We start from the raw sequence: 12245 nt of genomic DNA, 5'->3' as shown, positions 1-12245 counted from the left end.
GGTTCGTGCGACGGCGACCCCGGCCCATGCGGCCATCTCCCGTCCCAAAGGGTGACAACTCCGTCCCACGCGTAGGGGAAACCCTCCCCGGGGAGGGCGGCTTTCCGGTCACGATCCGCGTCCCGGGTGGCTGAAACATCGCGGTAATACGTGTGACGGGAACCCGCCGTACGATCACGCGCACCAAGGCGACGGCGGACGGCGCCGTCCCGCCCCGCGAGACGCGGCTGCCCAGCATGTGACCGACGGGTAGGCTCGGGCCTGTGCCCAAGCCGCTGAGCCTGCCCTTCGACCCCATCGCCCGTGCCGACGAGATCTGGACCCGGCGCTGGGGGCGTGTGCCCTCGATGGTCGCGATCACGTCGATCATGCGCGCCCAGCAGATCCTGCTCTCCCAGGTCGACTCCGTCGTCAAGCCGTACGGGCTGACCTTCGCCCGCTACGAGGCACTGGTGCTGCTGGCCTTCAGCAAGGAGGGCGAGCTGACGATGTCCAAGATCGGCGAACGCCTCATGGTGCACCCCACCTCGGTCACCAACACCGTCGACCGCCTGGTCGCCGCGGGCTTCGTCGCCAAGCGGCCCAACCCGAACGACGGCCGCGGCACGCTCGCCTCCATCACCGCCAAGGGCCGCGAGGTGTGCGAGGCCGCCACCGAGGACCTCATGGGGATGAAGTTCGGGCTCGGCGCGTACGACGACGAGGAGTGCGCGGAGATCTTCGACCTGCTGCGACCGCTGCGCATAGCCGCTGGGGACTTCGAGGCGTGATGCGCACCACGGCCGGGGCCGTGGTGGGCGCCGGAATCGCAGCGGTTACGCTCGTCCGCATGAAGCAGAGTGTTCTGACCCGGTACCGCACGCTCGCCTACGTGACGGGCGTGCTGCTGGTGCTGCTGACCATCGGCGTGATCGGCAAGTACGTGCTGGAGATCGACGGCGCCGCGGGCTTCACCAAGGTCGTCAGCATCGCCCACGGCTGGCTGTACGTCCTCTACCTGGTCTTCGCCTTCGACCTGGGCTCCAAGGCGAAGTGGCCGCTCGGCAAGCTGGCCTGGGTGCTGCTGGCCGGCACGATCCCCACCGCCGCGTTCTTCGTCGAGCGCAAGGTACGCCGCGAGGTCGCGCCCCTGGTGGTCCCCGCGGGTGAACCCGTCAAGGTCTGAGACCGGCCTGACCAGCGACTTCCTCCCCTCGTTCAGCGGACGGGGGGATCCGCCGTCGACAGGTACTAGGACGTCCTAGTATTTTCGCCTTGTAGGGGTCATCCTCGTGGTACGGGGACCGGCCCGGCAGGCGAGAGAGGCGGAGACACGGCATGGACGCTGCAGCCATCGAAGAGGGGCGCAGCCGCTGGCAGGCGCGCTACGACGCCGCGCGCAAGCGCGAGGCCGACTTCACCACCCTCTCCGGGGACCCGGTGGAGCCGGCGTACGGGCCGCCCGCAGGCGCCGAGGTGCCCGGCTTCGAGCGGATCGGCTGGCCCGGCGAGTACCCCTTCACGCGCGGACTGCACCCGACCGGTTACCGGGGCCGTACGTGGACGATCCGCCAGTTCGCGGGCTTCGGCAACGCCGAGCAGACCAACGAGCGCTACAAGATGATCCTTGAGGCGGGCGGCGGCGGTCTGTCCGTCGCCTTCGACATGCCCACCCTCATGGGCCGCGACTCCGACGACCCCCGCTCGCTGGGTGAGGTCGGTCACTGCGGTGTCGCCATCGACTCCGCCGCCGACATGGAGGTCCTGTTCAAGGACATCCCGCTCGGCGACGTCACGACCTCCATGACGATCTCCGGCCCCGCGGTGCCGGTCTTCTGCATGTACCTGGTGGCCGCCGAGCGCCAGGGTGTCGACCCCGGTGTGCTCAACGGCACCCTGCAGACCGACATCTTCAAGGAGTACATCGCGCAGAAGGAGTGGCTGTTCGCCCCCGAGCCGCACCTGCGCCTGATCGGCGACCTGATGGAGCACTGCGCGGCGGGCATCCCCGCGTACAAGCCGCTGTCGGTCTCCGGCTACCACATCCGCGAGGCCGGCTCCACGGCCGCGCAGGAGCTCGCCTACACCCTGGCCGACGGCTTCGGCTACGTGGAACTGGGCCTGTCCCGCGGGCTGGACGTCGACACCTTCGCGCCGGGCCTGTCCTTCTTCTTCGACGCGCACCTGGACTTCTTCGAGGAGATCGCCAAGTTCCGCGCAGCGCGCCGGATCTGGGCCCGCTGGATGCGCGACGTGTACGGCGCCAAGACCGACAAGGCGCAGTGGCTGCGCTTCCACACCCAGACCGCGGGCGTCTCGCTCACCGCCCAGCAGCCGTACAACAACGTCGTCCGCACCGCCGTGGAGGCCCTCGCCGCGGTCCTCGGCGGCACCAACTCGCTGCACACCAACGCCCTGGACGAGACGCTGGCGCTGCCCAGCGCCCAGGCGGCGGAGATCGCGCTGCGCACGCAGCAGGTGCTGATGGAGGAGACCGGCGTCGCCAACGTGGCCGACCCGCTGGGCGGCTCCTGGTACGTCGAGGCGCTGACCGACCGCATCGAGGCGGACGCGGAGAAGATCTTCGACAAGATCAAGGAGCTCGGCGCCCGCGCGGTGCCGGACGGAAGGCACCCGGTCGGCCCGATCACCTCGGGAATCCTGCGCGGCATCGAGGACGGCTACTTCACCGGCCAGATCGCCGAGGCCGCCTTCGAGTACCAGCGCGCCCTGGAGAAGGGCGACAAGAGGGTCGTCGGCGTCAACTGCCACACCGGCTCGGTGACGGGCGACCTGGAGATCCTGCGGGTCAGCCACGAGGTCGAGCGCGAGCAGGTCCGCGTGCTCGCCGACCGCAAGGGCGAGCGCGACGACGCGGCGGTCCGCAAGGCGCTGGACGCGATGCTGGCCGCCGCCCGGGACGGCAGCAACATGATCGGGCCGATGCTCGACGCGGTGCGGGCCGAGGCCACGCTCGGCGAGATCTGCGGCGCCCTGCGCGACGAGTGGGGCAGCTACACCGAGCCCGCCCGCTTCTGACGGACGACGCGGGGCCCGTCGGGAACAGCGCGTGTTCCCGACGGGCCCCGCCGGCCGTCGTGCCCGCCGCCCCCGGAGTCCGGGGGCGGCGGGCACACGGCTCAGAACTGCTCGACGAAGTACGGCTGCAGGGTCATCCAGCCGTTGCCGCGGGCGCCGTTGCGGGTGCCGTTGTCGCTCCGGGCCAGCGTGTACCAGGAGTCGACGTAGTCCGGGTCGTCGGTCCACCAGTCGTCCGGGATCGCGTCCAGGACCGCGTTCACCAGCGGGATGTAGGCGCCCTGGTCGGCGATGGTCAGCAGGACCCCCGCGATGGCCTTGGCCAGGTCGCGGTAGTTGGTGCTGCCGTCGTCCTCCATCATCACGGCGTCGGCGAGGTTGTACTTGTACAGCGACCAGTTGACCAGGATCTGGTTCGGGCTGTACGTCGTCCCGTCGTTGTCCAGGTACGGCATGTCGACGGGGTCGACCCGCACGACTCCGTCCTGGCCGAAGCCCGTGACGAGGGTGTAGATCTCGGCGTCGCCCTTGACCCACGGCTCCTCGTCGTCGGAGAGCCGGACCTGGGTGATGCGCGTGGTCCAGAAGCCGGCCGCGGCCGCCCCGGCCGACGAGGACGGCGCCGCGGAGCGCCGCTCGGAGGACGTCAGGCCCTGGCGGTCCAGCTCGCCCCGCAGGACGTCCAGGCCCGCGGCCAGCGCCTTGGAGCCGTCGATGTCGACGACGTACACCGGGTGGGTGGGGGCGGTACGGGCGTCGAGGCGGTGGGCCCGGCCCCGGCTGTCGTAGGCGGTGACGGTGCGGGCGTCCTCGTCGGAGCTGGCCGCGGCCACCCAGGGGGTGACACCGGAGGCCAGCGCCCCGCGCATCGAGTCGTCCCCGAGCCGCAGCCGCAGCAGGGAACCGACGTCCGCGCCGAGGCCCTTGGCGGCGGCGATCCGCCGGTCGGCGTCGGCGAGCGCGGGCCGCAACTGCGGGTCGGCGAGTTCGGTGACGGCCACCTCGTCCGAGGACAGCGCCGCGTGGCGGACGCGGGCGCGCCACGAGGCGTCGGAGAGGGAACCGGCGATGGCGCGCGCCGCCTGGTCCTCCGCCACGGTGACGGCGGACGACGGGGCGTGGGCACGCGGGGCGGCGGTCGCGGGGAGCGCGGTGGCGCTCTGTGCGGCCGTCAGGGCGATCAGCGAGGCGGCGACGGTGGCGACGACGCCGCGCCGACCGGGGTGAGGGTGTCTCACGTGGATCGATCCTCCTGGGGGCGAGCGATCAATGGGCGCGCTGACAGGGTGGAACGAGGGAACGCCGAGCAACGGCCATGCCTGGCCGCCGGGTTGTCTATGCGAGTAGATGACCCGCCGGTAAGCATGACGATGACATGCCATACGGGCAAGGGGTGTTGAGGTTTCCTCGAAGGAAGATCGGCCGAACTCCCGGCGACGGCTAGATCGCCGAGGCCGCCGCGAGCCCGCCCAGCAGGACGGTGGTGAAGCGGGCCGCCCAGTCGGCGTCCACCGGTTCGCAGCTGACGAGCGCGCGGTGCACCACGGCCCCCGCGATGACGTCGAAGATGAGGTCGACCTGCGCTGTGGGGTCGCCGTCGTCCGGCGGGATCTCCCCGCGTTCCTGGGCCCGCCGGCGGCCCTCGATGACCAGGCGCTTCTGCCGGTCGACGATCGCCGCCCGGATCCGCCGCCGCAGCGCTTCGTCGTGGGTGGCCTCGGCGACCACCGCCATGAGCGCGGTCCTGGTGGCTGGCTGCTCCAGCAGGGCCGCGAACTGCAGCACCACGCCCTCCACGTCGGCCCGCAGGCTGCCCCGGTCGGGCAGTTCGAGCTCGTCGAAGAGCGCGGCGACCGCGTCGACGACGAGTTCGTTCTTGTTCGCCCAGCGCCGGTAGAGGGTGGTCTTGGCGACCCCGGCGCGGGCCGCGACGTCGCCCATGCTGAGCCTGCCCCAGCCGAGCTCGACCAGGGCCTGCCGCGCGGCGTCCAGGATCGCCCGGTCGGCCTCCGCACTGCGGGGACGTCCGGTCCTTCTGCCTGTTTCACGCGCGCACATGGCTGGGAACCCTATCCCCGTTGCGCGGCGTGCGACCCTGCAGTTACGCTACGGGTCGTATCGAAAGAGTGGCGGCCACCGCGTGCGAGTCGGGGACTTCGCATCGGGTGGTGCGTCATCGCCGCGCGCCGCAGGTGGCGCTTTCGGGGGGCGATTCCCCGGGAACCGCGACGAGGGGGGAGGATTGGTCTCATGCAGCCACGGAACATGTCCATGAGCGGCGTGGTCGACCTCGCCGCGGTGAAGGCGGCCGGAGAGGCCAAGGCGAAGGCCGAACAGGCCCGCGCGGAAGCCGCCCGCAACGGGGGAGCGCCCGCCGCCCCCGCCCTGGTGACCGAGGTCACCGAGGCCACCTTCGAGAGCGATGTCCTGCAGCGCTCCACCGAGGTCCCGGTCGTCGTCCACTTCTGGACCGACCGCGCGGACGCGAGTGTGCAGTTGCAGGAGACGCTGGAGCGGCTCGCCGCCACCTACGCGGGCCGGATCGTCGTCGCCAGGATCGACGTCTACGCGAACCAGCTGCTGGTGCAGCAGTTCGGCGTGCAGGGCATTCCCGCGGTGTTCGCGGTGCTGGCCGGCCAGGCCATGCCGCTCTTCCAGGGCGCAGCTCCCGAGGACCAGATCCGCGAGGTGCTGGACCAGCTGGTCGCCGTGGCCGAGCAGCGGTTCGGCATCACGGGGGTGCCGGCCGAGGAGGGTGCCGAGGTGCCGGTCGCCGAGGAGCGGCCGCCCACCGCGCAGGAGATCGCGCTGTCGGCGGCGCACGACGCGCTGGACCAGGGCGACCTCGGTGGTGCGATCCAGGCGTACCGCAACGTGCTCTCGGACGACCCGGCCAACGCCGAGGCGAAGCTGGGCCTGGCGCAGGCCGAGTTGCTGCAGCGGGTGGAGGGCGCCGACGCGCAGGCCGCCCGCAAGGCCGCGGCCGACGCACCGGCGGACGTCGCGGCGCAGATCGCCGTGGCCGATCTGGACCTGGTCGGCGGCCATGTCGAGGACGCCTTCGGCCGGCTGGTGGACACCGTGCGGCGCACCGTGGGCGAGGACCGCGACACCGTGCGGCTGCGGCTGCTGGAGCTGTTCGAGGTGATCGGTTCCGACGATCCCCGGGTGACGGCCGCCCGCGCGGCGCTCGCACGAGTGCTGTTCTGACCTGATCACGTAAGGTGGCCGTGCCTCGAAAGCCATTTCGAGCCCGGTGTGGGACCGGCCGCGCTTTACCAAATCTTGATGAAGCGCGGCCGCTGTTACTTCCGGTAAGAGAGTGACAGGAATGTGTCCGCATCTATCACCCGATGGGCGATTTTCACACCCTCACCGCAACTACGCAGGGTAACCGTTGTGGTCTAGACCATATCTTCTGGGTTATCGCACCGTTACCCGCTAGTAACGACGCCCCTTGTGCAGCGGCGCCGAATGGACCACGATCGGCCAAGCCCGGTCCGTCGCCGAGAAGTCGGCATCCAGCCGTCCGATTCGAGCGCGGGTCCCCACCGGGCGGGGACGTCGAAGCTGTGCCAGCAGCGGACGCGGACCACGGACAGGGGGGTCTCCGCCGTCCGGCGGGGCCTGTCCAGCAGGTTGCGCGAGAGCGTGGCCGTGTGGTTGTCGCTCGGGGGTGATCGCCGATTTTCGGACAGTGTCGTCCGCTCTTACCCGCGTGACGGCCGTCGATACGGCGCTCTCCTTCCCGAGGACGTAGCACTTCTCCCATCCCGCCGCAATCCCCACGATTCCGGCCGGAGATGTACGTCCGAGAAGGAGGAAAGTCATGGAGTCGCTCATCCGCGGCGGTACCAGATGGAAGCGGTTCGCCGTTGTCATGGTCCCGAGTGTCGCCGCCACCGCGGCGATAGGCGTGGCCCTGGGGCAGGGCGCGCTCGCCGCTTCGTTCAGCGTGTCGGGCCAGCAGTTCAAGGTCGCCGCCCAGGACCTGCAGGGTGAGGGCTTCGTCCAGTACGGAGCCCTCGACATCCAGCACGGCGGCAAGCCGGTCCCGGTCGCGGTGTCCGCGTTCGACTCGGCCACGATCACCGGACTGTGCCAGTCCGTGGTCGTGCCGACGCCGATCGGTGACGTCACGCTGAAGCTGGGCGCCGGCAACGGCGGCAAGAAGGTCGAGGCGAAGAACCTCTACATCGACCTCGACCAGCTCGACGCCGATGCGGAGTTCACCGACATCAACATCGGTGTCGCCGCCGGTGACACCGAGCAGGGTCCCGGCATCAAGGCCGGTGACAAGACCGACCCCGGTTCCTTCGCCCAGGAGGCCCGGAAGGCTCACCTCACCGGTGTGCAGCAGACCGCGTGGGCAACCAGCGCGGGCACCTTCAAGCTCAGCGGGCTGAGCATGTCGGTGAAGATGGGCTCCGGCCAGAAGCTCGAGTGCTTCTAGCCTGACCAGAGGGGGTGGGGGGCACGGGATGCCCCTCACCCTCCTCACCCCGACTCTTTCCAGAAAGCCAGTCCCAGGGAGCTGTTTTCCATGAGCGCCGAGACACACGGACTGAGGGGCCGGTTCGGCTATTGGCGGTTCCGCTTCCGCGTATGGCGCGGGCAGCGGCCGTTCTGGGCGGGCCTGCTGACGCTGCTGGCCGGTCTGCCCATCGCGTACTTCCCGTACGCCCATCTCTCACTCGGCGCGCTGAGCCTGACCATGGCCACCACGGCCGGGTCCGGTTCGCTGATCATCGGCGTGCTGCTGGTCGTACTCGGCCTCACCATGTGGTTCCAGTCGGCGGTGCGGGTCTTCTCGGGCGTCGCGTCGATTCTGCTGGCGCTGGTGTCGCTGGTGGTCTCCAACTTCGGCGGCTTCGTGGTGGGCTTCCTGCTGGGCCTGATCGGCGGCGCCCTCGCCGTCTCCTGGGCCCCGGGCGCACCGCCCGCCGACGGCGGCGCGGACCCGGCGGAACTGCCCGGCAGCGGCAAGGGTGACGACGGTGACGCCGGCTATGTGCCGCCCCCCGGTTCGCCCTACGCGGCGGCCTACGGCGAGTACCCGGCCGACCCGGCCGCCGACCAGGCGGCGACCGCCCCGCAGCACCCGGTGGACGGCGCCGAGACCGTAGACGCGAACGGGAGGCACAGTGCGGGGTGATGAGGTTCAGCCCGCTTCCGGGGTCGCCGCCGGCAGCGGCACCCGTGAGAGAACGGGGCCGCGGCACGCGGCACCGAGGAAGTCGCTGCTGACCAAGCTGCAGATGCCCGCGGGCAAGGCGATAGCCCTGGCCGCGATGCCGACGGCGGTCCTGATGGGCATGGGACTGACCCCGAGGCTGGCCTCTGCCGACGAACTGCCGAAGAACCCGTTCTCGGGCACGAAGTGCGTCGAGCAGCCCGACGAACCGTCGGCGTCCGCGACGCCGAGCGTCACCCCGTCGGGCGGGGCCACCAAGTCCCCGACCGCGACCCCGTCCGTGAGCCCCTCGTCGGACGACCCCACGTCGGGAACCCCGGGTTCCGGCGACGGGGGCGGCAAGGGCGACGAGAGCGGCGGCGGTTCGTCCGGTTCGTCCGGTGGTGCGGGGACGACGGCGCCCGACCCGTCCGCCTCGCCGTCGGCGACCAGGCAGAGCGACCCGCTGGACCCGCTGGGCGTCGGCGACGCCCTGGGCGACTTGCTGGGCCTCGGCAAGAAGAGCGAGGAGCCCGCCGCGGCGACCCCGTCGCCGAGCACGACGCCCGCCCCGGGCGCGACGTCGGCCGCTCCCAGGCCGAGCGCCTCCACGGGCACGGTGGAGAAGAAGACCGAGGACACCACCGACGCGCTGAAGAAGAGGGTGTCGGAGGCGGTCGAGAAGCTCTCGGAGACGACGGGGAAGGCCACGCAGCCCCCGAGCCCCTCGCAGAGCTCACCGGCCGAGTCGGCGGACGGCAAGACCCCGTTCCCGTGCCCGACCCACGACGCGCAGGCACTGGCGGACGCCGCCTACCAGGAGACGCAGTCGCTGCTGCCGGACGACCCGTGGGTCCTGCGCAGCAGTCTGCTGACCCTGACCGGGCTCGACTACAAGGGCATCGTCGAGGTCAAGACCTGGAGCGGAAAGGTCAAGAAGGTCCTGAAGTTCACCGCCACCGGCGTGGACATCAAGGACCTGCGGCAGGAGGTCGTGGGGCCGAACGGCACCGTCGGGCACGTGGACGCCCGCAAGGGCAGCACCTCGACGATCCGCAACGGCACGGTGACGATGTACACCGAGTCGCTGAAGGGCAACCTCTTCGGGCTCATCCCGATCGAGTTCACCCCGGACACCCCGCCCCCGATCAACGTGCCGGCCGCCTTCTTCACCAACGTGACGGTCGAGCAGGCCGGTCAGTTCGGCGGCACGCTGACGGTCCCCGGCATGCACGTGTACAACACCGCGGACTGAGCCGGGCCGCACAGGACCCCTCCGGGAGCCGCGCACGAGGAAACGGCGGAGGGCGCCGTCCCCGCAAGGGGAGGTGCCCTCCGCCGTTCCCGTGTCCCGGGCGGCCGGTCAGACCGCGCGGTGGCCGAGGTGGTGGACCCGCACCAGGTTGGTGGTGCCGGGGACACCGGGCGGGGAGCCGGCCGTGATGATCACGGCGTCGCCCTCGGTGTAGTCGCTGAGCTTCAGCATCTCCTGGTTGACGATCTCCACCATCTCGTCGGTGGTGTTCACGTGCGGGACGACGGTGGTCTGCACGCCCCAGGTGAGTGCCAGCATGTTGCGCGTCGACTCGTCGGTCGTGTACGCCACCACGGACTGCGGCACGCGGTAGCGGGCCAGCCGGCGGGCGGTGTCGCCGGACTTGGTGAAGGCGACCAGGGTCTTGGCGTCCAGGTAGTCCGCGAGTTCGGCGGCGGCACGGGCGACGGCGCCGCCCTGGGTGCGCGGCTTGCGGCCCTTGAGCGGCCACAGGCCCTGCTTGAGCAGTTCGACCTCGGCCGCCTCGATGATCCGCGACATCGTCTTCACGGTCTCGATCGGGTACTTGCCGACGCTGGACTCGGCGGACAGCATGACCGCGTCCGTGCCGTCCAGGATCGCGTTGGCGACGTCGGAGGCCTCGGCGCGGGTCGGACGGGAGTTGGTGATCATCGACTCCATCATCTGGGTCGCGACGATCACCGGCTTGGCGTTGCGGCGGCAGAGCTCGATCAGCCGCTTCTGCACCATCGGGACCTTCTCCAGCGGGTACTCCACCGCCAGGTCGCCGCGGGCCACCATGACGCCGTCGAAGGCCGCGACGACGTCCTCCATGTTGTCGACCGCCTGCGGCTTCTCGACCTTGGCGATGACCGGCACGCGGCGGCCGACCTCGTCCATGACGCGGTGGACGTCACGGACGTCCTTGGCGTCGCGCACGAAGGAGAGCGCCACCATGTCGACGCCCATGCGCAGCGCGAAGCGCAGGTCCTCGATGTCCTTCTCGGACAGGGCGGGGACGTTGACCGCGGCGCCGGGCAGGTTGATGCCCTTGTGGTCGGAGATGACGCCGCCCTCGACGACCAGGCAGCGGACCCGCTGGCCCTCGACCTCGATCACGCGCAGCGCGACGTTGCCGTCGTTGATCAGGACGGGGTCGCCGGCGCGGACGTCGGCGGGCAGGCCCTTGTAGGTGGTGCCGCAGATGGTCTTGTCACCGGGGACGTCCTCGGTGGTGATGACGAACTCGTCACCGGCGACCAGCTCCACGGGACCGTCCGCGAAGGTCTCCAGGCGGATCTTGGGCCCCTGGAGGTCGGCCAGCACGCCGATGGCACGTCCGGTCTCGACGGAGACCTTGCGCACCCGCTGGTAGCGCTCCTCGTGCTCGGCGTGGCTGCCGTGGCTGAAGTTGAAGCGGGCCACGTTCATTCCGGCCTCGGCCAGCGTCTTCAGCTGGTCGTAGGAGTCGACGGCGGGACCCAGGGTGCAGACGATTTTCGCTCGGCGCATGACGACGATCCTATCGGGTTTGTTCCGCTCCGGAATTTTCCCGTGCGGGGGAGGCATGGACGGTGCGGACGGCGGCCATAGAGTAGAGCCTCCGGGTGGCCTCAACGAGTCACCGGCCGGTCACCAGCGAGTACGTCTGCTGTGCGATCTCCAGTTCCTCGTCGGTGGGGACGACCGCGACCGCCACCCGGCTGCCCCCTGCCGACACCACGCGGGCGGCGCTGCCGCGCACCGCGTTGCGCACCGGGTCCAGCTCGACGCCCAGCGCCTCCAGGCCGCCCATGGCCGCGGCCCGGACCGCCGCGGAGTTCTCGCCGACGCCCGCCGTGAAGGCGATCGCGTCGACCCGTCCCAGCACGGCGGTGTAGGCGCCGACGTACTTGCGCAGCCGGTGGACGTAGACGTCGAAGGCGAGCTGTGCGGCCGCGTCGCCCTCGGCCATCCGGCGGGCGATCTCCCGCATGTCGTTGTCGCCGCACAGGCCGAGCAGGCCGGAGCGCTTGTTGAGCAGGGTGTCGATCTCCGCCACCCGCATTCCGCCGACGCGGGCGAGGTGGAAGACCACGGCCGGGTCCAGGTCCCCCGAACGGGTCCCCATCACCAGGCCCTCCAGGGGGGTGAGCCCCATCGAGGTCTCCACGCACTCCCCGCCGCGCACGGCGGAGGCGGAGGCGCCGTTGCCCAGGTGCAGGACGATGACGTTGACCTCGGCCGGGTCCCTGCCGAGCAGCCGCGCGGTGGCGCGGGAGACGTACGCGTGCGAGGTCCCGTGGAAGCCGTAGCGGCGCACCTGGTGGGCGTCGGCGGTCTCCCGGTCGATCGCGTAGCGGTAGGCGTGCTCGGGGACGGTGGAGTGGAAGGCGGTGTCGAAGACGGCGACCTGCGGCAGGTCCGGGCGCAGGTCGCGGGCGACCCGGATGCCGGTGACGTTCGCCGGGTTGTGGAGCGGGGCCAGCGGCGCGAGTTCCTCGACGGCGGCGAGCACCTCGTCGTCGATCAGCGTCGGCGCGGTGAAGCGCGTGCCGCCGTGCACGACCCGGTGGCCCACCGCGGCCAGTTCGGGGGAGTCCAGGCCGAGACCGCGGGCGGCGAGCTCGGCCGCGACGGTCTTCAGCGCCTCGGCGTGGTCCGCGGCCCCGCCCGGCTCGCCGATCCGCTCGACGATCCCGGCCGCCGGCCGGCTGCCGTCGGCCATGTCCAGCAGCTGGTACTTCACCGACGAGGAGCCGGAGTTGAGCACGAGTACGCGGGTGGCGGTCACGGTGC

General features: G+C 71.1%; 11 protein-coding genes. 7 read left to right on the top strand and 4 right to left on the bottom strand.

Going from position 1 to position 12245, the window contains the following annotated elements:
- The first annotated feature begins 263 nt into the window (after positions 1-263).
- From CHF15_RS19410 to CHF15_RS19400, 3 genes are all read left to right on the top strand, one after another.
- The gene (locus CHF15_RS19410) at positions 264-770 is read left to right on the top strand and encodes a MarR family winged helix-turn-helix transcriptional regulator (RefSeq protein ID WP_089225095.1); all 507 of its coding nucleotides are present in this window, start codon (positions 264-266) and stop codon (positions 768-770) included.
- 59 nt (positions 771-829) lie between these two features.
- The gene (locus CHF15_RS19405; RefSeq protein ID WP_089225237.1) at positions 830-1165 is read left to right on the top strand and encodes a DUF3817 domain-containing protein; all 336 of its coding nucleotides are present in this window, start codon (positions 830-832) and stop codon (positions 1163-1165) included.
- Between the two features lie 152 nt (positions 1166-1317).
- Complete coding sequence (locus CHF15_RS19400; RefSeq protein WP_089225094.1) at positions 1318-3018, top strand: acyl-CoA mutase large subunit family protein; 1701 nt, start codon at positions 1318-1320, stop codon at positions 3016-3018.
- Between the two features lie 101 nt (positions 3019-3119).
- Here the strand turns inward: CHF15_RS19400 and CHF15_RS19395 are convergent, their stop codons facing one another.
- Together CHF15_RS19395 and CHF15_RS19390 are read right to left on the bottom strand one after the other, a co-directional pair.
- On the bottom strand, positions 3120-4256 hold the full coding sequence (locus tag CHF15_RS19395; RefSeq protein WP_089225093.1) for a DUF3103 family protein: 1137 nt from the start codon (positions 4254-4256) through the stop codon (positions 3120-3122).
- Positions 4257-4458: 202 nt separating this feature from the next.
- Entirely contained in the window at positions 4459-5076 is a 618-nt protein-coding gene (locus tag CHF15_RS19390) for a TetR/AcrR family transcriptional regulator (protein WP_089225092.1), read from the bottom strand.
- Positions 5077-5268: 192 nt separating this feature from the next.
- On the opposite strand from CHF15_RS19390, the gene CHF15_RS19385 reads away from it, so the two are divergent.
- The 4 genes from CHF15_RS19385 (at position 5269) to CHF15_RS19365 (ending at position 9446) form a co-directional block, all read left to right on the top strand.
- The gene (locus tag CHF15_RS19385) at positions 5269-6228 is read left to right on the top strand and encodes a tetratricopeptide repeat protein (protein WP_089225091.1); all 960 of its coding nucleotides are present in this window, start codon (positions 5269-5271) and stop codon (positions 6226-6228) included.
- Positions 6229-6847: 619 nt separating this feature from the next.
- On the top strand, positions 6848-7471 hold the full coding sequence (locus tag CHF15_RS19375; RefSeq protein WP_089225090.1) for a DUF6230 family protein: 624 nt from the start codon (positions 6848-6850) through the stop codon (positions 7469-7471).
- 90 nt (positions 7472-7561) lie between these two features.
- Complete coding sequence (locus tag CHF15_RS19370; RefSeq protein WP_089225089.1) at positions 7562-8173, top strand: DUF6114 domain-containing protein; 612 nt, start codon at positions 7562-7564, stop codon at positions 8171-8173.
- Positions 8163-9446: a hydrogenase expression protein HypF gene (locus CHF15_RS19365; RefSeq protein ID WP_089225088.1), complete on the top strand. Its 1284-nt coding sequence runs from the start codon at positions 8163-8165 to the stop codon at positions 9444-9446. Before CHF15_RS19370 ends, CHF15_RS19365 begins: the two co-directional genes overlap by 11 nt.
- 108 nt (positions 9447-9554) lie before the next feature.
- Here CHF15_RS19365 and pyk read toward each other — a convergent pair whose 3' ends face one another.
- Positions 9555-10979: a pyruvate kinase gene (pyk, locus tag CHF15_RS19360; RefSeq protein ID WP_089225087.1), complete on the bottom strand. Its 1425-nt coding sequence runs from the start codon at positions 10977-10979 to the stop codon at positions 9555-9557.
- A 109-nt stretch (positions 10980-11088) separates the two neighbouring features.
- Positions 11089-12240, bottom strand: coding sequence for an acetate kinase (locus CHF15_RS19355; protein WP_089225086.1), 1152 nt, complete (start codon positions 12238-12240; stop codon positions 11089-11091).
- Positions 12241-12245: the final 5 nt, after the last annotated feature.

This window comes from Actinacidiphila glaucinigra, assembly GCF_900188405.1.
Lineage (GTDB): Bacteria > Actinomycetota > Actinomycetes > Streptomycetales > Streptomycetaceae > Actinacidiphila > Actinacidiphila glaucinigra.
The sequence above is the reverse complement of the archived record's forward strand: the minus strand, read 5'-3'. Positions and strand labels throughout refer to the sequence as shown.

Bases quoted from the DNA above. Each gene is read 5' to 3' on its own strand.
- CHF15_RS19405 (WP_089225237.1), top strand. From the start codon at position 830: ATGAAGCAGAGTGTTCTGACCCGGTACCGCACGCTCGCCTACGTGACG.
- CHF15_RS19400 (WP_089225094.1), top strand. From the start codon at position 1,318: ATGGACGCTGCAGCCATCGAAGAGGGGCGCAGCCGCTGGCAGGCGCGC.
- CHF15_RS19390 (WP_089225092.1), bottom strand. From the start codon at position 5,076: ATGTGCGCGCGTGAAACAGGCAGAAGGACCGGACGTCCCCGCAGTGCG.
- CHF15_RS19385 (WP_089225091.1), top strand. From the start codon at position 5,269: ATGCAGCCACGGAACATGTCCATGAGCGGCGTGGTCGACCTCGCCGCG.
- CHF15_RS19375 (WP_089225090.1), top strand. From the start codon at position 6,848: ATGGAGTCGCTCATCCGCGGCGGTACCAGATGGAAGCGGTTCGCCGTT.
- CHF15_RS19370 (WP_089225089.1), top strand. From the start codon at position 7,562: ATGAGCGCCGAGACACACGGACTGAGGGGCCGGTTCGGCTATTGGCGG.
- pyk (WP_089225087.1), bottom strand. From the start codon at position 10,979: ATGCGCCGAGCGAAAATCGTCTGCACCCTGGGTCCCGCCGTCGACTCC.